The sequence below is a fragment of the Rhizobium etli 8C-3 genome (assembly GCF_001908375.1).
GTDB lineage: Bacteria > Pseudomonadota > Alphaproteobacteria > Rhizobiales > Rhizobiaceae > Rhizobium > Rhizobium etli_B.
Genome location: NZ_CP017241.1, coordinates 2,020,769 through 2,044,919, shown reverse-complemented (window position 1 = coordinate 2,044,919; position 24,151 = coordinate 2,020,769). Strand labels below are relative to the sequence as shown.

The following is a 24,151-nucleotide window of genomic DNA, read 5'->3' as shown; positions in this document are numbered from 1 at the left end:
GCTGCCGTTCAAAAGGATTTCAACGACGGCATGGCATTGCATCTGATCAAATTGTGCGTCGGCGCGGACTCGATCGACGACTTGCGCGAATGGGTAGCGGAGCGTTCGCTGCGGGCGATTGCAGGCGGCCTCGAGCCGCATTCCGTTCACACGACGCGTATGGCTCCCAAACGCGTGGACGAACTGCTTGACGGTGGCTCACTCTATTGGGTCATCAAGGGGCAGGTGCAAGCGCGCCAGAAGCTCTTGGACATCCAGACCTTCACGGACAGCGAAGGAATCGGCCGGTGCCGTCTGGTTCTGGGGCCGGAAGTGATCGAAACTGCGCCGCAGCCGAAGCGCGCCTTCCAGGGCTGGCGCTATTATCCGGAAGAAGACGTGCCGCGGGACATCACGTCGCTTGGAAAGGGTGTTGCCGAGATGCCCGCGGAATTGCGCCGCGAGCTATCGGAGTTGGGATTGCTGTAACCTCAGCGCAGGCGCAGCATGACCGGCGATTTGCCGTCCGGGCACGTCACGTGCAGGTGGACGGTGGCCTCCGGCTGCGAATAGCGCCAAGCGCGCGCGCCGTGGCAGAGCAGCAGATTGATGAGATCCTTGGTCTTCGCCGATTTTCCTCTTGGCCGGTGCAGGCCGAGCTCAGCAAGCCGCAGCGCTGCCTCGTGCAGCGGATGAAGGCCGAACCGCGCCGGTTTGCCTGAACCGCGGGGTGGAAAACCCGTTACATTTCCATTGCTCGCCATGATCGTCCCCGTACGCATTACAAATCGAGGTTATGAACTGTAGCCGGTGCCGCAAACCCCGGTTCCGGCCGTGAACGGTGCCGTCAGGAATGCTGGCGGCACCGTATCTCTCATTGGGCTGCCGCCCAGCACTTGACGCCTGCGCGCTTGAGCGCCTTGCAGGCATTTACGGCTTCGCGCTGGTCATCGAAGCCGCCGAAGCGGGCGCGATAGACCTGATCCCCGCCGTTTGCATAAGCGACTGCGAAGGGCTTTGCGGAGCTCAGGGCCTTGCCGCCCTTGCTCTTTGCATTCTCCAGCAGATCCATTGCCATTTCGCGGCTCGACGACACGCCGATCTGAACAACCCAGCCGCCTTGCCCCTGCTCGGCAACCGGAGCCGGTTTCGAGGCAGCGGCGGCGGGACCCACCGAAGCCGTCGTTAGAGCGTCGACCGAGTTGGCGGCGGTCTCTTGCGCCGTGTAGGCTGGTGCCGGCGAGGGGACAGCAACGGAGGCTTGCTTGAAGCTCTTGGTCTTCACCTTGGTCGGGGCCGGAATCTCGGCCTTCGGTTCGGCAACGAGCGGGTTTTCGGATTTCGCAGCAGGAGCGTCTGTATAGGCGACGGCAGCGGACGCCACCTCATAGCGCGCATCCGGCGTCGGGCCCTTGTGCGGCAGATCGACTTCGGCGGCCGCGACAGGAGTTTCAGCCACAGAAGCGCCAGGCGACGCAACCGGTGCGGGCGCCGCTTGCGCAATCAGGTTGGAGCCGCCGCGCGTAGAAGCCTTTGGAAGGTAGGTCGCGATCAGCTTACGCATTTGCCCATCGCGGGCAGGCGTAGACGTTCCACCCATGACGACACCGACGATCGACTTGCCGTCGGCCTGCACTGAGCTCACAAGATTGAAGCCGGCAGCCCGCGTATAGCCGGTCTTTATCCCATCGACACCGCGCACCGAACCGACCAGGCGGTTGTGGCTGCGGATGACGCGGTTGCCGAACTTGAAGCTGCGTGTGGAGAAATAGCTGTAATACTGCGGAAAATGCTGGCGAAGTGCGATACCCAGGCGGGCTTGATCGCGTGCCGTGGTCATTTGTGCCGTGTTCGGCAGGCCGTTGGCATTGCGATAGGTCGTACGGGTCATGCCGAGCGCATGCGCCTTGGCGGTCATCGTCTGCGCGAACCGGCTTTCGCTGCCGGCAAGCAATTCGCCAAGCGCCGTTGCCGCATCATTTGCGGACAGTGTCACAAGACCAAGGATGCCCTGTTCGACGCTGATCGAACCGCCGGCCTTGACGCCGAGCTTGGTCGGAGCCTGGGATGAAGCATAAGCCGAGAAGGGAACTCGCGTGTCGAGGCTGATGCGCCCCTGCTCAAGCGCCTCGAAGACCATATAGAGCGTCATCATCTTCGTCAGCGAGGCCGGATACTGCAGGCGATCGGCATTCTCGCTGTAGAGAACGTTGCCGGATTTCGCATCGACGACAATGCCCGCATACTTCGAATTTGCAGCTTCTGCTTCGGCTGTGACCGACTCAACCAGGAAAGCCGTTGTTGCGATCGCGATCGCCGCTAGCATCTTCACCAGAAAATTGCCGGATCGTGGCGATGATACGAAGGATATTGACCTTGACACTATTTCACTCTTCGCTTGCATTTTAAATACCGGCAAACACACGTCCTCGTTGTGTCGGCCATTGTCTTTTTGAATCTAACCGAGCAGGGTTACCAATCCGTTTATGATTAATCGTTTACTTCGCCGTATAGCTGCATTTTAGCGGGGTGTTGCGGAACGGGTCACGGTACGGGCCTCCACAAATCTGCGAATAGCGGCATCAATATGGTCCCAGTCCCTTAAATGGCGACTTGAGAAGCGGTAGAGGACACTGAGGTCTTTGCCAGCCTTGATGTCGCGCTGGCAGTCCCCGCTTGTTTGGCTGACTGTCAGGGAGGGGAGGATGCAGCGCACGGCATATGTGGCCTCATTGGCGCGCGGCGCCGTCAGCAGAACCTCGCCGCCGTAGCCTGCCTCAGCTTTCAGTTTGTGAAGCGTCAGTCCGCTGCCGTAGGGCACGGCGGCGCCTTCCATCACATGCTTATAGATGAGCTCGACTCGGCCGGACATGTCGCGTGACATCGTGCTCTGGGTGATCTGTAGAAAGATGAGATCGGCAGACTGCGAGACGTCGTCGAACCGCTCGCGGTGTTCCTTCGTGTAGCCCTGCAATTGCGGCCAGGTGAGATAGACGTCGGCGCGTTCGGAGACACCGCTACGCCTCTGGTTCGGGAAGCGGATCACGTTCTCGGACAGATTGAGCGTGTCGCGGCCGATGGTGATCGTGACGGTGGCAGTATTGTCGGTATTGCCGGCCAGCGTAATGTGCCGGCCGATCCAGCGGCCGCCGATGCTGATGGCCAGCGTCAGCATCGCAAGCACTGCGACAACTGCGGTCACACGGAGGATGAAGCCATTCGAGAAGAGGGGCGACTCGTCGGATATGCCGGTTCTGCGGGCGAGATGGCTCATGGCGGTTGTTCAGTGTGTGACCGCCGCGAAAGAGACTGGAGTCGCCGGTGCCTGGATGAATCTTACGGCATCATCAGGCGATGCGGTTAAGGAAACATTAATGCTGATTGCCGCCCCCCTCAAAACGGGCAAGCCGCTCCCGGAACAGCGGGAGCGGCTCCAGGCGCCGGTCGGGACGGGGATGTAGGGGATTGACCGGGCCGAGTGGCGCACGCCTGGATTTTCGGCGAGGCAACTTGTCTTAGCGTACGCTACCAACCGCGACGGCACGGCCGTCCTGCAGCTTCATCCAGCGTGCCGGATCATCGGCGGACTGGCGCTTCAGGAAGGTGTACTCGGTATCCGCCCACAGCATCACCTTGTTGCGCATGTTGTCGAGGATGAAGTCGCCATGGTCGGTGCGCACTGTCAACACGGCATGTCCTTCACCATTCGGCTGCATGACAACCGTTATCAGCGCATCGGATGGTGAGATGCCAGCGTCTATCAACATCTTGCGCTTCAGCAGCACGAAATCCTCGCAGTCGCCGACGCTGCGCGGGTAGGCCCAGCGCTCCTCGACGCCGTAGATTTCCTTGTCGGTCATGGGCTGGATCTGCGAGTTGACCTCGTAGTTGATCTTGAGAATGGCCTTCCAACGCTCCTGGGTCAGGATCGCGGGCCCGGCGTCGCCACCCTCATAGGCGCATTCGCTCGAGTTTGACCTGCAAAATTCATAGTGGCCGATCGGCGGGCTTGTGTTGCCTGCAAGCGTCATGTTGGCAGGCGTCGCTTGGCCCGAGCTCACCATTGCCATCATCAAGATACCGGCCAGAAAGGTGCCTTTGAGTGCATTGAACATTGTCTTTGTCGTCCCTGTTTGTGAGGATGACAATGACACGGACGTTTTTATCCTGCGCAAAATTACGCAGTAAATTTAATAGCTTAGTTGATTCAAAAGCGCGTAAAACCTGACTAAAAACAAAATCGAATACGCATAAAACTCGGCGCAGTTTCGATGTAAATTCGAGTAAAATTTTATGTGTTGACGCAAGGCTTGAGCGCGCCGCAGGCGCTGCCGTTCAGCGAAAAGGTTAACAACAGCGACCGATGCGACCAGATATTGCAGCGCGCTACCCGGTGGAAAGCAAGCTCGCGCGGCATGAAGAAGACACCGAAATCCTCAATTGGGTCACTTCGAACCGCGGTTGCGGCGCGTTTTTCGCAGCAATGCCCCGAAAATTAATTTTGGGAAATTTCGCGATATTCATCGATTGCGGCGATGATGGCGGAAGAGATAGCGTGTTCGATGTGGAAAGCCTGGCATTTTCAACCACGTCGAGGCGGCTGCCGGTCCGCGCTTCGGCAGTTCCCGGGTGGTCGTCAGCGGCGCATCAAGGTCGAAGCGGCCCGGCACCGGTAATTTCGACAGCCGTCCTGGATTGCGAATGAGGACTTAGTCATCAAGCCATGCGCCGTTGCAGAAATGGTGCGTGACGATCCTCGCTCGGGCCAGAACACAGTCCTGATCGCGCCAGCAGTTGGGCAAACCTGCCGATCGGCGAGAAAGATAGGTGCCGCCTCACGGTCGTGCAAATTGCACGCTGCCTTCATCGGTCATATCCATGACAGCAGTCACTTAGAGGAATTCGCGCAACGTCTCGCGGGACTGGAGCGAGAGGAACTCGAGCGCGACACCCTCGCTGAAGTGGCGCACGACGCGGCCGCGCATGTTGCCGAGGCGCACTGGCGTGCCGAGAGCGGGGCGCACCTCCACGTCAACTGCAGCACCCGACAACGACAAGTCCATGATGCGGCAAGTGTAGCGCGTGCCATCCTCAAGCGTTAGCTCTGTCTTCGTCTCACGCGGGGTCAGGCGATCATGACGCCGGTCTTCCGGCAGGCCGAGCTCGTGCTTGTTGGCAAGCCAGGTGAGCTGTGCGGCAAGCTTCTCCCGCTTGCGCTCGGTGGCGTTGATCGACATCGTGAAGCCGCGCACGTCAACGGTCAGAACGTTACCCTCGACACGGCCGAGGTGATCGATATAGGCGACGACGCGCTCATTGGCGCGCGGCCGCCCGGCGCAGGTGACATACATGTCGCCGGGCGACATATCGATCACCGTGCATTCGTATTCCTCGTAGTTCGCAAGCATGAGGCGGCCCTGCATATTGATGGGCACGCGCTGGAAGACACCCTGCTCAGGGCGCGGCACTGTTGTCCGTGGCGTCTGGGCTTGCTGGAATGAGTGCATGAAAGCGCTTCTTCATAAAATGTTATACGACAATCATTACCCGCAATCCCTTAACAGAAGGTTGTCCTGAAGGGCGCGACTACACCTTGAAGCATAGGATAAGGCTGTGCCGGAATGAGACGTTCAGCGCGGTGCCGCACCGGAAAACAATGAAGACATCATGCGACCGAGGACAGCACTTAAGCCATTCGGAGGCTCGGCGGCAGCTGTGTATGGCCAATTGGACCCGCCGCCATTCTGCTCGGGGTTATCGCGAAGCAGGCGGCTGCGGTCGAGCGCCAGAAAGTCGAGTGGCACGATTTCCAGCCAGCTTGCCGTAACAGACGGCGCAATGGCCCCGAGCAGCCGGGCGCGGCAGCCGTTTTCGCAGCGCAGCGGCATGACGATGATCTCGAAGGTGGCCTGATGGCCGGCGGTGCTGTAACCGGTCGCATTCAGCAGGGTCGGGATGACGTGATGCATCGCGCCCAGAAGCGTTGCCTCAATATCATCGGCATGGCCATCGCCGAAAAGTTCGGCAAAGCTCTCGTCGCGCAGATCCCGTCCGAAGAGGTCGCAGATCCTGGTGCCGGCAAGCCGGAAGGTGACGGCGCCCAGATCGTCGTTCTTCTCAAGGATGAAGAGGCTTGGCAGAAGGTTGCCAAGACTCGACGGTTCGATCTGCGATTTCAGCGGTGCATCGCTGGCACCGCGCAGGCGGTTCCAGTAATCGTAAATATCGATGATCGCCTGATGACGCACGGCACACCAACCTGTTTCATTTCGGTTCAAATTCACGCCTGAATGGCTCTCGTAATGCTTACCATGCGGATTTCATGCCAACCGCTGCCGGTTAAGGTTAAGAAACGGTTTCGATTGAGGTCTGTCACGTGCTGTGCAACTGTCGGGTATCGCTTCGGAAACGAAGTTCAGCACTTCACTGATCGGGCGCGGGGTCATTCTCGGGGCACGCTCGCAAGCCGTCCGGTTCATCCGGGCGGCTTTTTTTTTGATCTTCGCTCCTGTAAGGCTGAGGCCTCAATCCGGCGAGGACGCATATGGACAATCACAAGAGGGAGCCGGAAACGGTTGAGGACATCCCGATAAAAAGAAACCGGACGCCGGTTTTCAATCTGCCGGGCATTCTGCTGGCTACACTCGGGCTGCTCGGTGCGATCCATGCGGTCCAGTCGTTGCTCCTCTCCGCAAACGCGGTCGACTGGCTTTTCATCACTTTCGGCTTCATTCCGGTACGCTATGTGATCCCGTTCTCCGAGCAGGGGCTGCAATGGCTCTGGTCGCCGGTGACCTATTCGCTGCTGCACGGCAGCGTGGAGCACATCCTTTTCAATGGCCTGTGGCTGATGGCTTTCGGCGCGCCGGTCGTGCGCCGCATCGGGAGCTTGCGCTATGTCATCTTCTGGATTCTTTCATCTGTCGCCGCGGCAGCGCTTCATGCCGGATTGAACTGGGGCGACCCGACCCTGCTCATCGGCGCGTCCGGTGTCGTTTCGGGGCTCATGGGAGCGGCCTGCCGTTTTGCGTTTCCGCCGGAGCGGAAGGTGCCGCGTCCGGCACATCTCAATCCGCGCCTGTCGGTGGCTCAATCCTTTCGTAGCCGCACGGTGGTCGTTTTCACGCTCTTCTGGCTGATTGGCAACGGGCTGATCGCCGTCGGCATTCCGCTGATCGGCGATCCAAACCAGCCGATCGCCTGGGACGCACATATCGGTGGTTTCATTTTCGGATTCTTCCTTTTCTCGTTCTTCGACCGGAAGATTCCTGCAGAGCCTGAGATTTCACAAGAGCCGGATATATTGCAATCTTGAACTTTGGAGTGCACCATTCGGGTTGATCCGCGTTGGGACGAAGAGCCCTTCGCAGGTGCCTCTGTTCAGCTAAGTGTTTCACTTTCGACATGGGAGGTTTCGAATGTCCAACACCGTAAAGGCCATCCTCGACCTGAAGGGCCGCAACGTCGTCACGGCCGGGGCGAACACGACCGCCGGCGAAGCGGCGAAAGTGCTCAGCAGCCGCAAGATAGGTGCCGTTGTCATCGTCAGCGAGGAGGGCCGTATTGCCGGGATCTTCACCGAACGCGATCTTGTCAATGCGGTTGCAAAGTTCGGCAAGGACTGCCTTGATCAGCCGGTAGTCTCGCTGATGACATCGAGGGTCTTCCGATGCCACGAGAACACGACCGTCAATGAATTGATGGAACTGATGACCAGCCGACGTTTCCGCCATCTGCCGGTCGAAACCAACGGAAAGCTTGTCGGCATCGTATCAATCGGCGACGTCGTGAAGACGCGCATCGCAGAAGTCGAGCGCGAGGCAGAAGAAATCAAGGCCTATATCGCAGGCTGAGGCATTCGGCCCACCATCACGCCTGGGTGGCGAACGCTTCCTGCATCCGCCGGAGTTCGGGAAGGCGCGCTCTGGCTTCCTCGTATCCACGCTCTATCGCTTCGCCAGCCCTGTGGAATTCCGAAAGGCCGATGTCGCTGAGACGTGGATGCAGCGAAATGTCCGGCGGATCGCCGGCAAGGCGAGCGCGCGAGATCCTGTCCTGGATGATGTTGAAGGCTTGCACCATCACGCCGGTCATTCCCAGGCGCGCATAGGGCGCTTCCTCCTGCTTCTGCATCTCCTGAAGCGTGAGGCTCGCATTGTGCTTGACGACTGCGGAGCGGCCGAAGAGGTCGTAGTTCAGGTTAACAGCCACGACGAGCTGCTGCTCGTAGCTGCGGCAAACGGAAACCGGCACCGGATTGACCAGCGCGCCGTCGACCAACGTGCGGCTGTTACTGCGGACTGGCTCGAAGATGCCGGGCAGGGCATAGGATGCGCGCAGCGCCGTAATCAGCGACCCGCTGGAGATCCAGACCTCGTGGCCGGTATTCACCTCAGCAGCTACGGCGACAAAGGGACGGTCGAGGTCTTCCACGTTCAGACCTTCGAGATGCTCCTGCATGCGCTTGGTCAGGCGCATGCCGCCGAAAAGTCCGCTGCCGCCGATGGTAAGATCAAGCAGGCTCGCAATGCGGCGCATTGTCAGCGAACGGGCAAAGGCCTCGAGCTCATCCAGCTTGCCGGCAAGATAGCAGCCGCCGACCAGCGCACCGATCGAAGTTCCAGCGATCATGCCAACTTCGATCCCGGCCTCGTCCAGTGCGCGCAGCACGCCAATATGTGCCCAACCGCGCGCCGCGCCGCCGCCAAGCGCCAGTGCAATCTTTGCTCTTTTAGGGGGAAGAGTGGACGTCGGAGGAGCGGTCATTTCTGGAACTGTCGAGACACCGGAACCTGAACCACCTGATTCAGAGCTCTGACGATGCAAACTCCAGTTCAGCATGGCATGCCTCCTCAAGGCAGAAATATTTCAGTTTGTTATAGTCTCCCCGTTCCCTTTCCAAATCGTATACAGCAGCGCTATCTGTCTCAATAGCGAGCAGGTCACCGACACGCGCGCTATTTTCCGTAGACGTCTTTCGGGTCGAAATGCCGCTCGTCATCCACGATATCGAGCATTGGTTTTCCGTCCTGGAGCGTCACCGTGCGGTAGAAGCAGGAACGGCGACCAGTATGGCACGTCGCGTCGTGGCCTGCGACCTCTACTTTAAGCCAGATTGCATCCTGATCGCAATCGGTACGGATCTCCTTGACCATTTGGAGGTTGCCGGAGGTTTCGCCCTTCATCCAGAGCTTGCCGCGCGACCGACTGAAATAATGGGCCTTGCCCGTTTGGATCGTCAGTGCCAGCGCCTGCGCGTTCATGTGTGCAACCATCAGGATCTCGCCGTCATGCACGTCGGTGACGATCGCGGTGATCAGACCGCGATCGTCGAAGCGAGGCGTGAAATCGCCGGCATCTTCCAGTTCGGATTTGTCGTCGGACGGCGCATTGAATGCAAACGGCATCATTCGGCTCTTTCAATTGAGCCGTATCAGCGGCTCCGCACCATGGTCATGAATCGCGCCTGTTCGGCGGGCTCGGCCTTGAAGGTCCCGGTAAAGGTTGTCGTCAGCGTCGTGGAACCCTGTTTCTGTACGCCCCGCATGGCCATGCACATATGTTCGGCTTCGAGCATGACAGCAACGCCGCGCGGAGCCAGCGTATCATCGATCGCCTTGGCGATCTGTGCAGTCATTGTTTCCTGTGTCTGAAGGCGGCGGCCATAGATCTCGACGACGCGGGCGATCTTGGAAAGTCCAAGCACCTTGCCGTCAGGCATATATGCGACATGTGCCTTGCCGATAATCGGCACCATGTGATGTTCGCAGTGCGAGTAAAACGGAATATCCTTCACCAGAACCATGTCGTCGTAGCCGGCGACCTCTTCGAAGGTGCGGCCCAGGACGTCTTCCGGATCCATTTCGTAGCCGGCGAAAAGTTCGCGATAGGCTTTGGCGACACGGGCAGGCGTATCGATAAGCCCTTCGCGCGAGGGATCGTCACCAGCCCACCGAAGCAGAACGCGAATCGCCTCTTCAGCTTCCTTCTGGCTGGGGCGCTCGGTGTCACGGCTGGTCTGCGGAAAATTCTTTACGATGGCGTCCATACTGCTCAAGTCTCCTGGTCCACAAAGTCTGGACCGTCGTTCGGACTCGCCACTGGTATCCCTTGTCAGGAATGTTGCACCTTTGGCAGGCTCCGGGGCTTTCGGGGCAACTTATAGCCCGTCCGGCACGGTTTCCCAATCAAACTTACCCGAGGACCATTGCATTTTCATGGTCTTCGAACGACATACATATAGGAAGACGGCGTCTTCATGTAAGTATGCTAGCACGACACGGTGTGTTTTTTGTTTATGATACAATGACCGCCGAAATAGGCCGATCCGCGGCAATCTGGAGCGGAATTTCTCATGGAAGACATCTATAACAGCAAAATCCTCGAATTTGCAGGCAATATTCCGCTGACAGGCAGCCTCGCCGATGCCGATGCAAGCGCACAGGCGCATTCGAGACTTTGCGGTTCAAAAGTGCGGATCTGGCTGAAGATGGAGGGCGATACGGTCACCGCTTTTGCCCATGACGTCAAAGCCTGCGCACTCGGCCAGGCATCGTCCTCGATCATGGCCCGGCACGTGATCGGCGCAACGGCCAGCGAACTCCGCAAGGCCCGCGAAGACATGCTCGCCATGCTGAAGGCGGACGGAGAGGGCCCGGGCGGCCGCTTCGAGGACATGCGCTACCTGCGCCCGGTCAAGGATTACAAGGCTCGCCACGCGTCCACCATGCTGACTTTCGACGCTGTCGTCGATGCCGTCGGGCAAATCGAGGCCATGCGCGCAGAAATGGCCGAGGCGTGAACTTGAGTATTCCGCTATGTGACATCCCCATCTGTCAGCTCGCGACATCACCCCCACAAGGGGCAAGATCGGCATCGTGCGGCACTGCAGGCTCCTCCTCAAGACGTGGAGGTTAGGCCATGTGCGAATCTTGCTCTCTTAATCACGATGACGACGAAGATCTCCCCAAAAGCCGGGTCTCCCGGCCAATGGCCCCGGAAACCTCACGAAGTGACAGAAGGTACTCCGGACAAGCGGCAAGATACTGTCGAAACTATACCGGACCTTTTCGCAAGACCCCGGACCGGCTGCTCGGCATGGGGTTGATCCGGCTTTATCAACTGACCTTATCCGGATTTGTGGGCAACTCGTGCAGGCATATTCCGACGTGTTCCGAATATGGCTACGAGGCGATCGCACGCCACGGCCTGTGGGCAGGCGGGTGGATGACGCTCTTTCGCGTCGGGCGCTGCGGGCCGGGCGGGACGAGTGGTCTCGATCCCGTGCCTGAAGGGCTGGAGGAACGATTCCATTGGTGGACGCCCTGGCGCTATTATGTGCTCAAACGGAAGTCAGGTTGACGGAAAGCCATGAACGGTAAAACCGTCTACGTTGCGCTCCTCCACAGCATTGCTCTTGCGCCCGGGCGCCGGGTCGTCATGTCTGATCTACGCGACATCGCCGCAGCGCTCGGCTTCAACAATCCGCGCACGCTGGCCTCGACCGGCAATATCGTCTTTGAAGCAGACAGTGCGCCGCTCGGTGACATCGAAGCGAAGTTTGAAGCTGCCTTCAAAACAAAGTTTGCAAAACCCGTCGACATCATCGCCCGCAAGGGCGCGGACTGGCTGACGATGGCGAACTCAAATCCGTTTCCGGATGGCGATGGCAGCCAAGTGATCGTGCGCGTGATGCGCAAGCCGCTCGATCAGTCCGCCCTAGATAGGCTTCAGCCGTACGTCGAAGCCAACCAGCATTTGGCGGTGGCCAACGGCGACCTCTGGATCGACTTCGGCGGAAAACCCAGCGAATGGAAGCTGCTGTCGGCGCTCACGACCGGGCGCATGGGCGTCGGAACGCTGCGAAATTGGAATACCGTGCGCGGCCTTGCCGAAATGATCGGCTGAGCGGGCCTTGCCTTTACTCACACGCCAAATCTCGGTATCAGGCGGCAGCACGATTGTGCCGAAGAAGCGTTTCATTGCAACCACCCGCATTCGTTGGCGGGACTGGACAAGGAGAATATCGATATGTCCCAATCCGTTTCCCTGACTTTCCCCGATGGCAATCAACGAAATTTCGAATCCGGCACGACCGGCCTCGACGTTGCCGAATCCATCTCCAAGTCGCTTTCCAAGAAGGCTGTCGCCATTGCGATCGACGGCACCGTGCGCGACCTTTCCGACCCGGTGACGACAGGCAAAATCGAGATCATCACCCGCAATGACAAGCGCGCCCTGGAACTGATCCGGCACGACGCAGCACATGTCATGGCAGAATCCGTGCAGGAGCTCTGGCCCGGCACACAGGTGACGATCGGTCCGGTCATCGAGAACGGCTTCTATTACGACTTCGCCAAGAACGAACCTTTCACGCTGGACGATCTGCCGAAGATCGAAAAGAAGATGAAGGAGATCATCGCCCGCAACGCCCCCTTCACCAAACAAGTGTGGTCGCGTGAGAAGGCCAAGGAAGTGTTCGCCGCCAAGGGCGAGCAGTACAAGGTCGAACTCGTCGATGCGATCCCGGAAGGCCAGGATCTGAAAATCTACTATCAGGGCGACTGGTTCGACCTTTGCCGCGGCCCGCACATGGCATCGACCGGTCAGATCGGCTCGGCTTTCAAGCTGTTGAAGGTGGCAGGCGCCTATTGGCGCGGCGATAGCAACAATCCGATGCTCTCGCGTATCTACGGCACGGCCTTTGCCGAACAGTCCGAACTCGACAACTATCTCAACATGCTCGCCGAAGCCGAAAAGCGCGACCATCGCCGTCTCGGCCGCGAGATGGACCTGTTCCACTTCCAGGAAGAAGGACCGGGGGTTGTCTTTTGGCACGGCAAGGGCTGGCGTATCTTCCAGACGCTGGTCGCCTACATGCGCCGCCGCCTTGCTGCCGACTATCAGGAGGTCAACGCGCCGCAGGTTCTTGATGCTTCCCTTTGGGAAACATCGGGTCATTGGGGCTGGTACCAGGAGAACATGTTTGCGGTGAAATCGGCGCATGCGCTGACGCATCCGGATGACAAGGAAGCAGACAACCGCGTCTTCGCACTGAAGCCGATGAACTGCCCGGGTCACGTGCAGATCTTCAAGCACGGGCTGAAATCCTACCGCGAACTGCCGATCCGTCTGGCGGAATTCGGAACGGTCCATCGTTATGAGCCGTCAGGGGCTCTACACGGCCTGATGCGGGTGCGCGGCTTCACGCAGGACGACGCGCACATCTTCTGCACCGACGAGCAGATGGCCGCCGAGTGCCTGAAGATCAACGACCTGATCCTCTCGGTCTACAAGGACTTCGGTTTCGACGAGATTACCATCAAGCTCTCCACGCGCCCGGACAAGCGCGTCGGTTCGGATGAGCTGTGGGATCGCGCCGAGAGCGTCATGATGGACGTGCTCACTACGATCCAGCAGCAGTCGAACGATATCAAGACCGGCATTCTGCCGGGCGAGGGCGCGTTCTACGGCCCGAAGTTCGAATATACGCTGAAAGACGCGATCGGCCGTGAATGGCAGTGCGGCACCACGCAGGTTGACTTCAACCTGCCCGAGCGCTTCGGAGCTTTCTATATCGACAGCAATTCGGAGAAGACGCAACCGGTGATGATCCACCGCGCCATATGCGGCTCGATGGAACGCTTCCTCGGGATCCTGATCGAAAACTTCGCCGGTCATCTGCCGCTCTGGGTCTCGCCGCTGCAGGTCGTGGTCGCGACGATCACCTCGGAAGCGGACGGCTATGGCGCAGAAGTTGCCGAAGCGTTGCAGGAAGCGGGACTCAACGTCGAGACCGACTTCCGTAATGAGAAGATCAACTACAAGATCCGCGAGCATTCCATTACGAAAGTTCCCGTCATCATCGTGTGCGGACGGAAGGAAGCAGAGGAACGGACTGTCAACATCCGCCGCCTTGGCAGCCAGGACCAGACGTCGATGCCGCTCGAGGCGGCGATCGAGAGCCTTTCCTGGGAAGCGACGCCTCCGGATATGCGCCGCAAAATCGAAGCCAAGAAGTCGAAGGCTGCCTGAGTCACGCTGTCATCGCTTTGAAATAGCCCTCCGGTCTTTCACCTGGGACCGGAGGGCTTTGCGTTTCAAACGAGCTGTGATGTGCGAGCAGCCGTCGCGCTCGAATTGAGACGCGCCGGCAGCTTGGTCCGAAGGAGGGATTGCAAACGCATCTCAAAATTCAATCGGTATCGGCGCCCGCCGTGGCGCTGCCCGGCAGCAGTTGCTCATAGGAAGGCAGCGCCTGCGTGGAACTCTGAGGTTCGCCGGCCGCTGATGGCTGCGGTTCCTGCTGCAGCGTCGTTGCCGCGCTTGCCGGCTCCTGCGGCTGCTCGTTCTTCATCAGCACTTCGACATCGCTATTCTTACCCGCCTCGACCTTGAAGTCGCGCTGATAGATCTTGTCCTTGTTGCGCGCGACGGCCGAATATTCGCCCTCGGCCAGCACCATCGTGGGGAAAGCGCTGACGCTTTCGCCGACGCTATCACCCGCAGCCGTAAGGATCGACCATGCCGTATCAGCGATCGCTTCGCCTCCGGCTTCGGAAACCAGCTTGAAGGTGATCTGTGCTGCACGATGCTGAATGGTTGCTTCCGTGAGTCCTCCCGCTTCCACCTGGATATCGGCGCGGATGACGGCGTTGACGTCGCCATATTCGGAAACGATGTGGTAGGTGCCGGCATTCAGCCTGACGACGGTGTTCGGCGAGACGTCTGCCGTCACCAATCCGCGTTCGCCGTCGTCGCGGACTTCCGACGAGTAGATGGAGAAGCGCAGCTGATCGGGGCGGATGCGAACGTCGGAGCCTGACACGGCATTGAGCAGCAAGCCGCCCGCATCGAGCACCATCACCTGCTTGTCGAGCTTGCCGCTTTCGGGAACGTTCACCTTCCGGGTCACACCGGCGCGGCCGAAGGATACGTTTACCAGATAGTCGCCCGGCGCCAGTTGGAAGGCCGCCGACCCGCCGCGGGCGCTCGCCACGAGCGGCAGCTTGCCATCAGCGCCGGCGATGGGGCTGAACACGTACCAGGAAAGGCCATCTTCCACCGGCTGGCCGTCGGCCGTCAGCTTCGCCTCGATCTCGACCTCGTGCAACGCGCCTCCCTGCGGCGCGTTGCCGGGGGCGATGAAAGCATTGAGCTTTGGCATTTTCGCCGTTGTATCGAGCTGTTTGAATTCCTTAAACGCGTCCTGCGCGCTTGCGCCAACAGGCACCCAAGCCGCCAGAAAAAGGGCAAGAGCCATATGCGCGAAAGGCGAAATGCCGGACATGTGTTTCCTGAACAAGATTGACTTCTGAAATCACAGAGGCCACTTCAAGACCAACGCGATGGCAAATTCAAGACCCATCCATCCCGCTGTCATGAAAATGAAAGTTTCTCCCGCATGAAATCCGATATCAAGCTCATCGATTACCTCGCCGTGCGCCGTTCCATCCCCGCATTCCAGATGTGCGAACCCGGACCGGAAAAGGCCGAGATCGGGGAAATCCTCCGTCTGGCATCTCGCGTTCCCGACCACGGCAAGCTCGCGCCCTGGCGCTTCATCGTTTATCGCGGCGAAGAGCGCGTCCATATCGGCAAGGAGCTTCTGAAGCTCGCGCTCGAAGCCAAGCCCGATCTTTCCGAGGAAATGACCGAGGTCGAGCGGACGCGCTTCACCCGCGCGCCGGTCGTCGTCGCCGTCGTCAGCAAAGCCGGGCCGCATTCCAAGATCCCGGAATGGGAACAGATCATGTCAGCAGGCGCTGTTTGCCTCAATATTATCTTTTCGGCGAACGCCCATGGCTGGGTGGCCAACTGGCTGACCGAGTGGTTCGCCTATGACGAGCGTGCCTATCCGCTGCTTGGCGTCCACCCGGGCGAGCGGATTGCCGGCTTCGTCCATATCGGCTCGACAAATTTTCCGGTTGTTGAACGACCCCGTCCGGAAATATCGGAAACCGTCACTTGGGTTGGTGGAGAGGCTTGATGTTCTATCCTACCGATACGAACAGCCATGGCCTGTCGCACGATCCGTTCAAGGCGATCGTCGCGCCGCGTCCGATCGGTTGGATCGGAACGAAGGGCAGGGACGGCTCTCTGAACCTCGGCCCCTATTCCTTCTTCAACGCCGTTTCCGACCGGCCGAAGCTGGTGATGTTTTCCTCCAGCGGCCGCAAGCACAGCCAGCGCAACGCAGCCGAAACCGGTGTCTTCACCTGCAATTTCGTCAGCCGCAACCTTGTCGAACAGATGAACCTGTCGTCGGCCGCGCTGCCTTATGGGATCGACGAGTTCGAGCTGGCAGGCTTGACGGCAAAGCTGGGTGAACTTGTCGATGCGCCCTATGTTGGCGAGGCCTTCGCGGTGCTCGAATGCAAGGTTACCGAACTGATCGAACCAAAGAGCCTCTCGGGCAAGCCTTCTGAAAGCGTCATGGTCCTCGGCGAGGTCGTCGGCATCCATATCGACGAGCAGATCATCCGCGAGGGGCGCCTCGATATGTCGATCGCGCGGCCGGTGGCACGCATGGGGTATATGGATTACAGCGAAGGCAGCGACGTCTTCGAGCTGCTGCGCCCGCAGGTGCGGAACGATCTGATCGCGGCCGGGAAGGGTTAATGAATATGGTGAACCAATCATAAACCATTTCTCAGTAGCCTCATTCCAAGGGTAGAACGCGAAGGAATCGCCTTCGCAGGTTGGGGCGCAATGTGATCGTAGACGCTTTTCTTCGCTGGGTTGAAACTGCCAAGGCCGGAGACAGGGCTCGCGCTGCTAGTGCGCTCGGCCGTGCCTATTTGCAATCCGAAATGCTTCCTGAGGAACGCAAGGCCGCGGAAATGGCGATGACCTTCCTGCTCGACGATCCATCGCCGCGCGTGCGCCTGGCACTGGCCGAAGCGATTGCTTGGTCCGACGAAGCGCCGCGCGCGCTCATTCTTGCCCTCGCCGAAGACCAGCCGGGGATCGCCTGCCACGCGGTGACCTATTCCCCGCTTCTTTCGGACGCCGATCTCGTCGATCTTGCAGCCCGCGGCGGCAGCGTCACCCGTATCCTGATCGCCGCACGTGCATCGATCTCGCGTGCTGTTTCAGCTGCTCTTGCGGAAGTTGGCGATGAAGAGGATATCCTATGCCTTCTCGAAAACCAGGGAGCCGCGATTGCTCCAGTATCCCTAAAGCGTATTGCGCAGCGGCTGGGCGACTGTTGCGATATCCGCAATCTTCTGCTTGATCGCGCCGATCTGCCGGTCGATGCCCGTCAGCTGTTGACGCAGCAAGTCAGCAATGCATTGATCGCCTTTCCCTTGGCCCAGGCAGCGATCGGCCTCAATCGTCTGCAGCGCATCAGCCGCGAGGCGACGCAGGCGGCCGTCGTGTCGCTTGTCGGCGATGCCCGGCCGTGCGAGATCGGCGATCTCGTCGAACATCTGCGTCTTAGTGGCCATTTGACGCCGTCATTTCTCATGCATGCCCTCTGCTCCGGCAAGGTGGAATTCTTCGCCGGCGCTATCGTCAATCTCACCGGCTGCACCGAAAGGCGCGTACGCTCGATCCTCGCCACCGGTCGCATGCATGCGGTGCGCGCCCTCTACGAGGCCGCCGGGCTCACCCGCGAGATCAGCACGGTGTTCGTCGAGGCGACGCTTCTCTGGCGCGAAGCTTCCAAGAAGACCGCAGGCACAATGCTTGCCAACGTTTGCGGCAGGCTGCTCGAACGCTTCCGTCACCACGACGGCACCCACGACGCCGTTAGCGAGTTGCTGGATCTGGTCGAGAAGCTTCACATCGCTGAGCAACGCCAATCGGCCCGCAGTTATGCATCGCTGACGGCGCTCGCGGCAGCCTAGTTTTCAATTCTTGAATCGCTGAACCGCCCAGGAATAGCCATCTGTAACGAAATGCACCGGCTTCTCCAGCGTGTGCTTGACGCTTTCGCCGGTTGGCAAGTGCGCGTGAACCTGATCGGGAATGCGTATGGCGAAAGCGCCAACGCCTTTACTTCCAGTCTCCTGAAAAGGCGGCACCTGAGCGGACAGAGATTCAGCGACTTTGGGCTGGTCCGGTGCGATCTCGGGCTTCGGTGCTTTGCAGACGGCGACCACGGTCGGGTAGTTGGTACCGGTGAAGGACTTTAGCCGCTTTTCCGACTGGGCATCGCACATGGCCACCGAATCCCAGTGCTTATCGATCGTTGCGACATAATTGCATTGCGCCACTGAATCATTGCATCCGAGAATCGTCATGGCGACGCGGATGGCTTGCATAATCGAACCCTTTGGTTATTGAAATCCATGTCATAAACGGGGCAATTCCAACCGAAAGATGGCGGCTGCATTAACCTTTCGTCATGCGCCGCGGGGTGGGGCCCGAAGAACCGGGGAATGCCATGTCCGTCACCGTCGCTCTTGAATCGCCGCGTCAGAAGGAAATCATCCGCCTGCTCGAGCTTTCGGATGCCTATACGCAGTCGCTTTATCCCGCCGAAAGCAATCACCTGGTCGATCTCTCGACCCTGGAAAAGTCCATGGTAAGCTTCTTCGTGGCGCGGAATGCAGGAGAGATCGTCGGCTGTGCGGCACTCCTGGAGGCGGGAGACGGTACGGCGGAGATCAAGCGCATGTTCGTCGATCCGCAGGCAAGAGGACTGAAGATCGCGAGCCGCTTGATGGAGCGGCTGGAGGAGCATGCCCGGGCGGTGGGTCTTGATGCGATCCGGCTCGAGACCGGCATCTATCAACCGGAGGCGGTCGGTCTCTATCGCAAATACGGCTATGCCGACATCGGACCCTTCGGCTCGTATCTGCCGGATCCGCTCAGCCTCTTCATGGAAAAGCGGCTCAAATGATCAGCCGTCGGCAGCGCGCTGCACCGGCGGCGCCTGCTCGTCGATCATGACTTCCGGGCCGAGCGCGGTCTGATCGTTCGTCTTCACTTCGTGCATCCATTCGCGCCAGATCGCGACGAGCAGTGCCATCAAGACCGGGCCGATGAAGAGACCGAGGAAGCCCATGGTCTTCACGCCGCCGACGAGGCCGAAGAAAGTCGGAAGGAAGGGAAGCTTGATCGGCCCGCCGACAAGCTTCGGACGCAGCGTCTTGTCAACGATGAAGAGTTCGACGGTGCCCCAGATGAAGAGTGCGACCCCGGCGACATGCGATCCGCTGGCGACGAGATAGATCGAAACCAAGGTGAACGAGAGCGGCGCGCCGCCGGGTATCAGTGCCATGATGCCCGTCAAGACGCCGAGTGTCACAGGCGATGGGACGCCTGCGATCCAATAGGCGACGCCGAGGACGATGCCTTCGCCGATCGCGATCAGCGTCATACCCATCACGGTGGAACTGATCGTTGCCGGAACGACGCGCGAAATCCGTTCCCAGCGATTGGGTAGGATCCGTTCGCCAAGCATGTCGATCTGACGCGAGAAGGACGCGCCGTCGCGATAGACGAAGAACAGTGCAATCAGCATAAAAAGCAGCGTCAGAAGCAGGTGGAAAGACGCGCCGCCGGCTGCGAGGACCGCGCGGTAAATATTGCCGATATTGGCGCCGCTGACAGCCTGAATGACCTCACCCACGGAACCGGGACTGCCGATATATTTCACCCAGAGATCGTCGAGATAAGGCCCTGCAAAAGGCAAGGCGAGGATCCACTGTGGCGTCGGGGCACCCTGCCGGTTGGCGTGAATTATCCAGGCGACCCATTCGCGCACCTCGCCCGTCGTATAGGTGATCGCGAGCCCGATCGGAATAACGAGGAAGGTCACGATGAGGATGATCGCGATCGTGGCTGCGATCGTCGTATTGCCGCCGACGCGCCCAAGAAGTCTGCGATAAAGTGGCCAGCTTGCAAAACCGATGACGAGTGCGGCCAGAACCGGAACGACAAAGCCGTAGAAGAAATAGACGCCTGCAGCAACGATCAGGATCAAAAGCCACCGGGCCGCGGAAATCGAGGGAATGAGCGGCGTGCGTGTGGGCGCAGAAGGCCCAAGCCACCGCGGCTCGCCAGGCAGTTTCTTGTTGTTCGAGAGGCTCACGTCGCTTTTTATTCCTTCTTCTCAATCACGGATATGCGCCATTGGAAGCGCGGACGCAAGCATGTCGATCGTCTAATGACCGGCGCCTCTTCCAATCGAAGGCGCCAAGGCACCGGGGCAAGGGGATATCTTAAGCCTCTGTACGGAATGTGACGGAAATTTCCTCCGGACCTTGTTGGCCGGTGAAAATGGCCGCAGGGTGGGGCATCAGGTTTCATAGGATTCGTTCGACCGATGACGAAATTTTCAGCGGAAGTATCTTGGCAGCGCGGCGGAGGTACTTTCACGGACGGAAAATACAGCCGCGGTCATATGTGGAATTTCGATGGGGGCCATTCGGTTCCCGCATCGGCTTCGCCGCACAACGTTCCGCTTCCGTATTCGGTCGCCGAGAACGTCGATCCTGAGGAGGCTTATGTCGCGGCGCTCTCCAGCTGCCACATGCTGTTCTACCTGTGGCTTGCCTCGAAGAAGGGCATCGTCGTTAACAGCTATGTCGATACCGCGACTGGGATCATGGAGAAGGTCGACGGAAAAATGCTCGTGAGCCGCGTCGAGCTGAAGCCCGCCGTGATCTATGCGGACGAAGCGCCGAGCCGGAAAATGGAAGAAAAGCTTCATCATGAGGCCCATGAACTCTGTTTCCTCGCCAATTCGGTGAAGACGAATATCGAGGTTCGCCTCGACTAGCTGCACGGGTTTGCTACTTCGGACGGCGCAGTATTTCGAAGACGTAGAACTGCGTTTTTTGGCTGGTCGAGAAGTTGTTGTCGGAGCCGAGGATCAGCACGTCGCTGCCGTCCTTAGCCTTGCCGATCGCCATGGACTCGATATTGTCCGGTATGAGGCCGGATGCACGCAGGTCGAGAACTTGGCTCTTGCGGACGGGAACCACACGCTGATCGGTCTTCGAAAGCGAGGCGATCGCCGAGACGTCGGTAGCGCCATCGAGATCGATCATGAAGATCTTCACATTATTGCCGACGCCCTGGGCATAGCTGCGCTCGACAGTGAGCAACCGGTGGTTATCGAGCGCGATGATCTCCGACATTCCGTTGTCGTTGCTGCCGTCAGCCTTCTGCGCGGCCTGTGGGATCGGCGAGATTGGATAGACATATTGCGCCTTTGGCTCGCCGGTCGTCCCATCGTAGCGGATGATGCGCGACAGGCTGGCCCCCATCAGCGAAGCTGCCGGGCCGTCCTGGTAGAGCGCCGCCTCGACGCCAACAAAGACATCCCCGGAAGGCGCGATTGCCAGGTCTTCGAAGGCGAGGTTGTCGCGGATGCCCGTCGACTTGTCGGCCGTCGGCGCGAAGCCTTCCGGCAACTTGAACTCGCGCATGAACACGCCGTCCTGCGAGGTCACGCGGACGAAGGGGGCGATCAGCGCCTTGCCGTCGCCTTCGCTGCCCCAGTAGATACCATCCCGGCCGAGCCGGATCGACTCGGGATCGACGGTGCGCCTGGCGAAGGGTTTGCCGCTCCTGTCCTTCAGTGTCACTTGCTTGACAACGGCAATACCCTTCAGGCCGGCACCGTCGACATCGACTGCGAGCTCGTAAAAGGAAGCCGGACCTCTTTCCGAGCGGTCGTCGCTGATGGCGATGTAGTGGCCCGTTGCCGCGTCGAAATCGAGGCCGGAAATGCCGCCGAATTCGACACCGTTTTCCCTGTGGCCTGTCGGGATGACGAATTCACCGAGATAGGTGAGGGAGATGTTGGCCGCGCAGTCGCCGAAGGGGCATGGAGTCTCGAAGGTCGCGCCGATATCGGTGGCGTGGAGGCGCTGGAGAGGAGCGCAAAGCTGGCAGTCGCGAGGAAACGCTTGGTCATGGCAAACATCCGGCAGGCACGCGTGAAGAGCGGAACGAACTGCGCTACCCCGTCTGCAAAGAAAAGGATGCGCCGGTCGCGTCTTTTCTCATGCACCGGTTATTTGACGAAGTTGTTATGGTTCTTCGTCAGTTCCGTGAAATTGCGGAAGCTCAAATATCGAGGTTTTCGGCAAAGGCAGCACGCTCCTGAATGAATCGGAAGCGCGCATCCGGCTTCGTGCCCATCAGGTCGTCGACCGCGGTGCGGGTTCCTTCGAAATCGACGTCGTCGATCACCACGCGCAGCAGCGTGCGCTTGGTCGGATCCATAGTCGTTTCCTTGAGTTGCGCCGGCAGCATTTCGCCGAGCCCCTTGAAGCGGCTGATCTCGATCTTCGCCTTGCCCTTGAATTCCGTTTCCATCAGCTCCTGGCGGTGGGCGTCGTCGCGCGCATAAGCGGACTTGGCACCCTGGGTGATCTTGTAGAGCGGAGGCACGGCCAGGAACAAGTGGCCGCCGCGCACGAGCTCGGGCATCTCCTGATAGAAGAATGTGATCAGCAACGACGCGATGTGGGCGCCGTCGACATCGGCATCGGTCATCACGACGATGCGCTCGTAGCGTAGGTCTTCCTCGCGATATTTGGAGCGGGTGCCGCAGCCGAGGGCCTGGACGAGATCCGCAAGCTGCTGGTTGGCGCCCAGCTTTTCGCGGCCGGCGCTCGCAACGTTCAGGATCTTGCCGCGCAAAGGCAGGATCGCCTGATTGGCGCGGTTGCGCGCCTGCTTGGCGGAACCGCCTGCCGAATCGCCTTCGACGATGAAGAGTTCGGCACCCTGAGCGGTGTTCTGTGCGCAATCGGCTAGTTTGCCCGGAAGGCGCAGTTTGCGCACCGCCGTCTTGCGGTTGACTTCCTTTTCCTTGCGGCGTCGCAAACGCTCTTCGGCGCGCTCGATTACCCAGTCGAGCAGCTTTTCGGCCTCGTTGGGATTGTCCGCCAGGTAATGATCGAAGGGATCGCGAAGCGCATTCTCGACGATGCGCTGCGCCTCGGCAGTCGCAAGCCTGTCCTTGGTCTGCCCGACGAATTCCGGCTCGCGGATGAAAACCGACAGCATGCCGACTGCGGAAATCATCACATCGTCGGTGGTGATTTGTGCTGCGCGCTTGTTCTGCGTCAGGTCGGCATAGGCCTTCAGCCCCCTGGTCAGCGCGATGCGCAGGCCCGCCTCGTGCGTGCCGCCCTCTGGCGTGGGAATGGTGTTGCAGTAGGAGTGGATCTGCTGGTCGCCACCGTACCAGGTGATCGCCCATTCGAGCGAACCGTGACCGCTTGCTTTCTCTGTCTTGCCGGCGAAGATTTCGCGCGTGACAGTGAATTCCTTGCCCATCGTCGCCTTCAAGTAGTCTTTCAGGCCACCGGGAAAGTGGAAGACTGCCTTATCCGGGATTTCCGAGCCGTCCGCCAGCACGCCTTCATCGCAACTCCAGCGGATTTCGACGCCGCCGAAAAGATAGGCTTTCGAGCGTGCCATGCGGAAAACGCGCCCGGCATCGAATTTCGCATGATCGCCGAAAATCTGAGGGTCGGGATGGAAGCGCACGCGGGTGCCGCGGCGGTTATGCACATCGCCGAGCTCCTCGAGACCGCCTTGCGGCATGCCGCGTGAGAAACGCTGGCGATAGAGCTTGCGGTTTCGCGCCACTTCAACCTCGAGATAATCCGACAGCGCGTTGACGACCGAAACGCCGACGCCGTGCAGACCGCCTGAGGTTTCGTATGCCTTGCCGTCGAACTTGCCGCCGGCATGGAGCTTGGTCATGATGACTTCGAGCGTCGACTTGCCCGGAACCTGGGGATGGTTCTCGACGGGGATGCCGCGGCCATTGTCGCTGACCGTCAAATAGCCCTGGATATCGAGATGCACCTCGATGAAGTTCGCATGGCCGGCGACCGCTTCGTCCATCGAGTTGTCGATGACTTCGGCAAAGAGGTGGTGCAGCGCCTTTTCGTCCGTGCCGCCGATATACATTCCGGGACGCATGCGCACCGGTTCCAAGCCTTCGAGAACCCGGATGGAGGATGCACCATAGTCGTCGGAGCCCGATGCTACAGGGGCAGGACGCAACGCAGGGGCCGCAGCAGGCTTTTCGGCTGGCTTTGCGGCCGCCTCCTGCTTCGGCATCAGGGGCATTGCGGAAAAGAGGTCGTTGCTGTCATCCATGGAGTCGTTCAGATCTTCAATCCTGTCTTGGGCCGCATGTGCGCTAGGGGGCAGACCCAAAATCACCGCATTTGATGTCACGTTAGCG

General features: G+C 59.6%; 25 protein-coding genes and 1 pseudogene. 12 read left to right on the top strand and 14 right to left on the bottom strand.

From position 1 onward, the window contains the following. The first annotated feature begins 30 nt into the window (after positions 1–30). Entirely contained in the window at positions 31–468 is a 438-nt protein-coding gene (locus AM571_RS10425) for a DUF1489 family protein (RefSeq protein WP_074061336.1), read from the top strand. A gap of 2 nt (positions 469–470) precedes the next feature. On the opposite strand, the gene AM571_RS10420 is transcribed toward AM571_RS10425, so the two are convergent. The 6 genes from AM571_RS10420 to AM571_RS10385 all read right to left on the bottom strand — a co-directional run bounded on the left by AM571_RS10420 (position 471) and on the right by AM571_RS10385 (position 6,227). Further along, a complete protein-coding gene (locus tag AM571_RS10420) occupies positions 471–743 on the bottom strand; it encodes a hypothetical protein (RefSeq protein WP_074063165.1) in 273 nt (90 codons plus the stop codon). Positions 744–853: 110 nt separating this feature from the next. After that, on the bottom strand, positions 854–2,383 hold the full coding sequence (locus tag AM571_RS10415) for a D-alanyl-D-alanine carboxypeptidase (protein ID WP_074061335.1): 1,530 nt from the start codon (positions 2,381–2,383) through the stop codon (positions 854–856). A gap of 117 nt (positions 2,384–2,500) precedes the next feature. Further along, complete coding sequence (locus AM571_RS10410) at positions 2,501–3,253, bottom strand: hypothetical protein (RefSeq protein WP_074061334.1); 753 nt, start codon at positions 3,251–3,253, stop codon at positions 2,501–2,503. Between the two features lie 241 nt (positions 3,254–3,494). After that, entirely contained in the window at positions 3,495–4,094 is a 600-nt protein-coding gene (locus AM571_RS10400; RefSeq protein WP_081377057.1) for a transglutaminase-like cysteine peptidase, read from the bottom strand. A gap of 777 nt (positions 4,095–4,871) precedes the next feature. Beyond that, positions 4,872–5,486, bottom strand: coding sequence for a PilZ domain-containing protein (locus tag AM571_RS10390; protein WP_022715679.1), 615 nt, complete (start codon positions 5,484–5,486; stop codon positions 4,872–4,874). A gap of 123 nt (positions 5,487–5,609) precedes the next feature. Then, positions 5,610–6,227, bottom strand: a complete 618-nt coding sequence (locus AM571_RS10385) for a PAS domain-containing protein (RefSeq protein ID WP_074061331.1) — start codon at positions 6,225–6,227, stop codon at positions 5,610–5,612. Between the two features lie 296 nt (positions 6,228–6,523). Between AM571_RS10385 and AM571_RS10380 the strand changes: the two genes are divergently transcribed. Together AM571_RS10380 and AM571_RS10375 are read left to right on the top strand one after the other, a co-directional pair. Further along, on the top strand, positions 6,524–7,294 hold the full coding sequence (locus AM571_RS10380) for a rhomboid family intramembrane serine protease (protein WP_074061330.1): 771 nt from the start codon (positions 6,524–6,526) through the stop codon (positions 7,292–7,294). A 103-nt stretch (positions 7,295–7,397) separates the two neighbouring features. Beyond that, positions 7,398–7,832, top strand: coding sequence for a CBS domain-containing protein (locus AM571_RS10375; protein WP_074061329.1), 435 nt, complete (start codon positions 7,398–7,400; stop codon positions 7,830–7,832). A 16-nt stretch (positions 7,833–7,848) separates the two neighbouring features. Here the strand turns inward: AM571_RS10375 and AM571_RS10370 are convergent, their stop codons facing one another. The 3 genes from AM571_RS10370 to folE all read right to left on the bottom strand — a co-directional run bounded on the left by AM571_RS10370 (position 7,849) and on the right by folE (position 10,027). Continuing rightward, positions 7,849–8,820 carry a patatin-like phospholipase family protein gene (locus AM571_RS10370; RefSeq protein ID WP_074061328.1) on the bottom strand — a complete coding sequence of 324 codons (972 nt, stop codon included), beginning with the start codon at positions 8,818–8,820 and terminating at the stop codon, positions 7,849–7,851. Positions 8,821–8,936: 116 nt separating this feature from the next. Beyond that, positions 8,937–9,389, bottom strand: a complete 453-nt coding sequence (hisI, locus tag AM571_RS10365; protein WP_074061327.1) for a phosphoribosyl-AMP cyclohydrolase — start codon at positions 9,387–9,389, stop codon at positions 8,937–8,939. Between the two features lie 23 nt (positions 9,390–9,412). Continuing rightward, complete coding sequence (folE, locus tag AM571_RS10360; RefSeq protein ID WP_074061326.1) at positions 9,413–10,027, bottom strand: GTP cyclohydrolase I FolE; 615 nt, start codon at positions 10,025–10,027, stop codon at positions 9,413–9,415. Positions 10,028–10,333: 306 nt separating this feature from the next. On the opposite strand from folE, the gene AM571_RS10355 reads away from it, so the two are divergent. The 4 genes from AM571_RS10355 (at position 10,334) to thrS (ending at position 14,013) form a co-directional block, all read left to right on the top strand. Beyond that, a complete protein-coding gene (locus tag AM571_RS10355) occupies positions 10,334–10,780 on the top strand; it encodes an iron-sulfur cluster assembly scaffold protein (protein WP_074061325.1) in 447 nt (148 codons plus the stop codon). Between the two features lie 119 nt (positions 10,781–10,899). After that, positions 10,900–11,340, top strand: a complete 441-nt coding sequence (gene yidD / locus AM571_RS10350) for a membrane protein insertion efficiency factor YidD (RefSeq protein ID WP_074061324.1) — start codon at positions 10,900–10,902, stop codon at positions 11,338–11,340. Between the two features lie 9 nt (positions 11,341–11,349). Further along, complete coding sequence (locus AM571_RS10345; protein WP_074061323.1) at positions 11,350–11,886, top strand: DUF1697 domain-containing protein; 537 nt, start codon at positions 11,350–11,352, stop codon at positions 11,884–11,886. A gap of 123 nt (positions 11,887–12,009) precedes the next feature. Further along, positions 12,010–14,013, top strand: coding sequence for a threonine--tRNA ligase (thrS, locus tag AM571_RS10340; RefSeq protein ID WP_074061322.1), 2,004 nt, complete (start codon positions 12,010–12,012; stop codon positions 14,011–14,013). Between the two features lie 160 nt (positions 14,014–14,173). Here the strand turns inward: thrS and AM571_RS10335 are convergent, their stop codons facing one another. Next, positions 14,174–15,268: a hypothetical protein gene (locus AM571_RS10335; RefSeq protein WP_074061321.1), complete on the bottom strand. Its 1,095-nt coding sequence runs from the start codon at positions 15,266–15,268 to the stop codon at positions 14,174–14,176. 114 nt (positions 15,269–15,382) lie between these two features. On the opposite strand from AM571_RS10335, the gene AM571_RS10330 reads away from it, so the two are divergent. From AM571_RS10330 to AM571_RS10320, 3 genes are all read left to right on the top strand, one after another. Then, positions 15,383–15,967: a nitroreductase family protein gene (locus AM571_RS10330; protein ID WP_074061320.1), complete on the top strand. Its 585-nt coding sequence runs from the start codon at positions 15,383–15,385 to the stop codon at positions 15,965–15,967. After that, on the top strand, positions 15,967–16,599 hold the full coding sequence (locus AM571_RS10325; protein WP_074061319.1) for a flavin reductase family protein: 633 nt from the start codon (positions 15,967–15,969) through the stop codon (positions 16,597–16,599). Before AM571_RS10330 ends, AM571_RS10325 begins: the two co-directional genes overlap by 1 nt. A 92-nt stretch (positions 16,600–16,691) precedes the next feature. Further along, a complete protein-coding gene (locus AM571_RS10320) occupies positions 16,692–17,831 on the top strand; it encodes a DUF2336 domain-containing protein (RefSeq protein ID WP_074063163.1) in 1,140 nt (379 codons plus the stop codon). A 3-nt stretch (positions 17,832–17,834) separates the two neighbouring features. Here the strand turns inward: AM571_RS10320 and AM571_RS10315 are convergent, their stop codons facing one another. Next, the gene (locus AM571_RS10315) at positions 17,835–18,248 is read right to left on the bottom strand and encodes a hypothetical protein (protein ID WP_074061318.1); all 414 of its coding nucleotides are present in this window, start codon (positions 18,246–18,248) and stop codon (positions 17,835–17,837) included. Between the two features lie 122 nt (positions 18,249–18,370). Between AM571_RS10315 and AM571_RS10310 the strand changes: the two genes are divergently transcribed. Next, positions 18,371–18,829 carry a GNAT family N-acetyltransferase gene (locus AM571_RS10310; RefSeq protein ID WP_074061317.1) on the top strand — a complete coding sequence of 153 codons (459 nt, stop codon included), beginning with the start codon at positions 18,371–18,373 and terminating at the stop codon, positions 18,827–18,829. Here the strand turns inward: AM571_RS10310 and AM571_RS10305 are convergent, their stop codons facing one another. Next, a complete protein-coding gene (locus AM571_RS10305; protein WP_074061316.1) occupies positions 18,830–20,023 on the bottom strand; it encodes an AI-2E family transporter in 1,194 nt (397 codons plus the stop codon). It lies immediately after the preceding gene. Between the two features lie 234 nt (positions 20,024–20,257). Here AM571_RS10305 and AM571_RS10300 point away from each other — a divergent pair, with 234 nt between their 5' ends. Further along, positions 20,258–20,713 carry an OsmC family protein gene (locus AM571_RS10300; RefSeq protein ID WP_074061315.1) on the top strand — a complete coding sequence of 152 codons (456 nt, stop codon included), beginning with the start codon at positions 20,258–20,260 and terminating at the stop codon, positions 20,711–20,713. Between the two features lie 13 nt (positions 20,714–20,726). Here the strand turns inward: AM571_RS10300 and AM571_RS10295 are convergent. Beyond that, positions 20,727–21,856 (bottom strand): annotated as a pseudogene (locus AM571_RS10295) (esterase-like activity of phytase family protein). Positions 21,857–22,008: 152 nt separating this feature from the next. Beyond that, positions 22,009–24,063 (bottom strand): DNA topoisomerase IV subunit B, encoded by a 2,055-nt coding sequence (gene parE, locus AM571_RS10290; protein ID WP_074061314.1) that lies wholly within the window; start codon positions 24,061–24,063, stop codon positions 22,009–22,011. Positions 24,064–24,151: the final 88 nt, after the last annotated feature.

Bases quoted from the DNA above. Each gene is read 5' to 3' on its own strand.
- AM571_RS10400 (WP_081377057.1), bottom strand. From the start codon at position 4,094: ATGTTCAATGCACTCAAAGGCACCTTTCTGGCCGGTATCTTGATGATG.
- AM571_RS10390 (WP_022715679.1), bottom strand. From the start codon at position 5,486: ATGCACTCATTCCAGCAAGCCCAGACGCCACGGACAACAGTGCCGCGC.
- AM571_RS10325 (WP_074061319.1), top strand. From the start codon at position 15,967: ATGTTCTATCCTACCGATACGAACAGCCATGGCCTGTCGCACGATCCG.
- AM571_RS10300 (WP_074061315.1), top strand. From the start codon at position 20,258: ATGACGAAATTTTCAGCGGAAGTATCTTGGCAGCGCGGCGGAGGTACT.
- yidD (WP_074061324.1), top strand. From the start codon at position 10,900: ATGTGCGAATCTTGCTCTCTTAATCACGATGACGACGAAGATCTCCCC.
- AM571_RS10310 (WP_074061317.1), top strand. From the start codon at position 18,371: ATGTCCGTCACCGTCGCTCTTGAATCGCCGCGTCAGAAGGAAATCATC.
- hisI (WP_074061327.1), bottom strand. From the start codon at position 9,389: ATGATGCCGTTTGCATTCAATGCGCCGTCCGACGACAAATCCGAACTG.
- AM571_RS10335 (WP_074061321.1), bottom strand. From the start codon at position 15,268: ATGTCCGGCATTTCGCCTTTCGCGCATATGGCTCTTGCCCTTTTTCTG.
- AM571_RS10415 (WP_074061335.1), bottom strand. From the start codon at position 2,383: ATGCAAGCGAAGAGTGAAATAGTGTCAAGGTCAATATCCTTCGTATCA.
- thrS (WP_074061322.1), top strand. From the start codon at position 12,010: ATGTCCCAATCCGTTTCCCTGACTTTCCCCGATGGCAATCAACGAAAT.
- AM571_RS10420 (WP_074063165.1), bottom strand. From the start codon at position 743: ATGGCGAGCAATGGAAATGTAACGGGTTTTCCACCCCGCGGTTCAGGC.
- AM571_RS10375 (WP_074061329.1), top strand. From the start codon at position 7,398: ATGTCCAACACCGTAAAGGCCATCCTCGACCTGAAGGGCCGCAACGTC.
- AM571_RS10315 (WP_074061318.1), bottom strand. From the start codon at position 18,248: ATGCAAGCCATCCGCGTCGCCATGACGATTCTCGGATGCAATGATTCA.
- AM571_RS10425 (WP_074061336.1), top strand. From the start codon at position 31: ATGGCATTGCATCTGATCAAATTGTGCGTCGGCGCGGACTCGATCGAC.
- AM571_RS10370 (WP_074061328.1), bottom strand. From the start codon at position 8,820: ATGCTGAACTGGAGTTTGCATCGTCAGAGCTCTGAATCAGGTGGTTCA.
- parE (WP_074061314.1), bottom strand. From the start codon at position 24,063: ATGGATGACAGCAACGACCTCTTTTCCGCAATGCCCCTGATGCCGAAG.
- AM571_RS10330 (WP_074061320.1), top strand. From the start codon at position 15,383: ATGAAATCCGATATCAAGCTCATCGATTACCTCGCCGTGCGCCGTTCC.
- AM571_RS10380 (WP_074061330.1), top strand. From the start codon at position 6,524: ATGGACAATCACAAGAGGGAGCCGGAAACGGTTGAGGACATCCCGATA.
- folE (WP_074061326.1), bottom strand. From the start codon at position 10,027: ATGGACGCCATCGTAAAGAATTTTCCGCAGACCAGCCGTGACACCGAG.
- AM571_RS10410 (WP_074061334.1), bottom strand. From the start codon at position 3,253: ATGAGCCATCTCGCCCGCAGAACCGGCATATCCGACGAGTCGCCCCTC.
- AM571_RS10345 (WP_074061323.1), top strand. From the start codon at position 11,350: ATGAACGGTAAAACCGTCTACGTTGCGCTCCTCCACAGCATTGCTCTT.
- AM571_RS10355 (WP_074061325.1), top strand. From the start codon at position 10,334: ATGGAAGACATCTATAACAGCAAAATCCTCGAATTTGCAGGCAATATT.